Origin of the sequence: Pengzhenrongella sp. (assembly GCF_036565025.1) — a bacterium.
Taxonomy (GTDB): domain Bacteria; phylum Actinomycetota; class Actinomycetes; order Actinomycetales; family Cellulomonadaceae; genus Pengzhenrongella.
In genome coordinates, this window is record NZ_DATCNW010000408.1 from 1 (window position 1) to 1991 (window position 1991).

The following is a 1991-nucleotide window of genomic DNA, read 5'->3' on the forward strand; positions in this document are numbered from 1 at the left end:
AGATTGCCCGGCACACCGGTCAATCTCGACCGGAAGTGTCAAGGTCGGCGACGACGGCGCCCGGGGCGCCAGGGCCCGTCACAAACCTGCGGCGCGGCTCTCGAACCGCAACTCCAGCTTGTTCATCACCAGGGCGGCCAGGTCCTCGAGGGTGGCGACCTCCGACTCCGTCATCGTGCGCGGTTCGCAGTCCAGCACGCACAGCGTGCCCAGGTTGCAGCCGTTGCGGGTCGTCAGGGGCACCCCGGCGTAGAACTGCAGGCCGAATTCTCCGGCCACGAGTGGGTTCGACAGCGCGCGCGGGTCTCTGCCGGTAACGATCATTCAAGAAACCCGCTGATTCGTTGGTCATCGGACCTCCTTTTCGACGATCCTCTGACAACAACAGCATGCATTTCGCACCTCACCACGCCCGGTTCCCGGCGCCACTCCGCGGCAGGGTCATAGGATCGGCTCATGGACGCAGAATCGGTTTTTGAAGCCCTGGCCGGTGAACTTGCCCCGGCCGGCGCCGTCGCCGCAAAGATGTTCGGCGCCCACGCGATCACCCTGCGGAAGAAGGCCTTTGCCTGCCTTCAGGGCGAAGTCATCGCGCTCAAGCTTGGCGCCGGCAGCGCCGCACATACGACCGCGCTCGCGCTGCCGGGTGCGGCGCTCTGGGACCCCTCCGGCATGGACCGGCCGTTCAAGGACTGGGTCGCCGTGCCGGTGACGGATGCCGCCAGCCTCTCCGACCTTGCCGCTGCCGCCCTCACCTTCCTCGCCTCCTCCCTCGACTGATTCCTCTGTCCCCGCGCGATCGCGCATAACTCCTGCAATTTCGCAGCCGGGCAATGGACAGCCGCGGAATTCCGAGGATGCTCGGCGTCAGCCTCGCGAATTGCAGGAGTCATGCACCGACGCGGCATGGGTGCGGCATGGGTGCGGCATGGGGTGCGGGCCAGAGCGAAGGGTGTGAGAATGTCGGCATGAACGGGAGCCGGCGTCGGTGGCGGAGAGCCACGGCTGAATTGGCGTGTGCCCTGGCGATTGGTGGCGTGGTTGCCGTAGTGCTCGCCGGGTGCGCAGCGCCAGCGACGCCGTTCGGCAGCGGTTCCGCGACGCCGAGTTCGACGCCGACCGCTACGACAGTTCCGTCCGCCACCGCGACGCCGACACCGACCTCTACTGGCCAGGGCGAGTGCAACCCCAACCAGTTGGCGCTCTCCCTCCAGGCTCGCCCGGGCGACAGCGGCGCCGGCAACTTCTTCTGGGATCTCCAGTTCACCAACACAAGCTCAGCCGAGTGCTCGCTCAAGGGCTATCCGGCGGTGTCCCTGGTCAGCGCCAACTCCGGCGAAGCGATCGGCGCCGTGTCCGAGAATGAGCCCGGGCGCTTCTTCCCCGAAGCGGTCGTGCCGCTCGCACCGGGCGCATCCGCGTACAGCCTGCTGCACCTCACCCAAGCTGGCGCGTACGGCTGCACGATCGTTCCGGTCACCGAGGTTGCCGTCACGCCGCCGCAGTGGGAGGCGTCCAGGCGTGTGGCGACGCCGGGCCCGATCGACGGCTGCGACGACCACAGTACGGTCATCGTGCGGGCCGGCCCGATCGCCCCGGCCCGCGTCACCTTCTAAACGGCCCCGCAGCGCGCCGCCCATGATGCGCCCCGGCGGCGCCCCGCCCATGATGCGCCCCGCTCGGGACCCGCTCGGGACCCGCGAGTGAGCAGTTTCGGCGCTTCAGCTCCCGCTCTAACGGCCGAAAGTGCTCACTCGCGGGAACTCGGAGGAGTCGGAGTCGGGGTCGGGGTCAGGGTCAGGGTCGAAGCCGGGGTCTGGGTCAGAGTCGGGGTCGAAGTCGGAGTCTGGATCGGGGACGGGGACGGAGTCGGCGGCGGCCATGGGCGCGGGCGCGGGCGCGGGCACGGGCGCGGGCACGGTGGCCTCCGCGGTGCGGGCGGCACGGCGGTTCGCGCGACGCTCGCGGCCGCCCTCGACAAGGAGGTAGAC

Annotated in this window: 3 protein-coding genes and 1 pseudogene; 2 read left to right on the plus strand and 2 right to left on the minus strand. The window is 69.4% G+C overall.

Annotated features, from left to right (window positions below):
- Positions 1-78: 78 nt before the first annotated feature.
- Positions 79-324 (minus strand): GAF domain-containing protein, encoded by a 246-nt coding sequence (locus VIM26_RS23160; RefSeq protein WP_331955692.1) that lies wholly within the window; start codon positions 322-324, stop codon positions 79-81.
- Positions 325-456: 132 nt separating this feature from the next.
- Between VIM26_RS23160 and VIM26_RS23165 the strand changes: the two genes are divergently transcribed.
- Positions 457-780, plus strand: a complete 324-nt coding sequence (locus VIM26_RS23165) for a hypothetical protein (RefSeq protein ID WP_331955693.1) — start codon at positions 457-459, stop codon at positions 778-780.
- A gap of 188 nt (positions 781-968) precedes the next feature.
- Positions 969-1616 (plus strand): DUF4232 domain-containing protein, encoded by a 648-nt coding sequence (locus VIM26_RS23170; RefSeq protein WP_331955694.1) that lies wholly within the window; start codon positions 969-971, stop codon positions 1614-1616.
- Between the two features lie 117 nt (positions 1617-1733).
- On the opposite strand, the pseudogene VIM26_RS23175 reads toward VIM26_RS23170, so the two are convergent.
- Positions 1734-1991, minus strand: a pseudogene (locus VIM26_RS23175) (hypothetical protein); the annotation flags it as partial.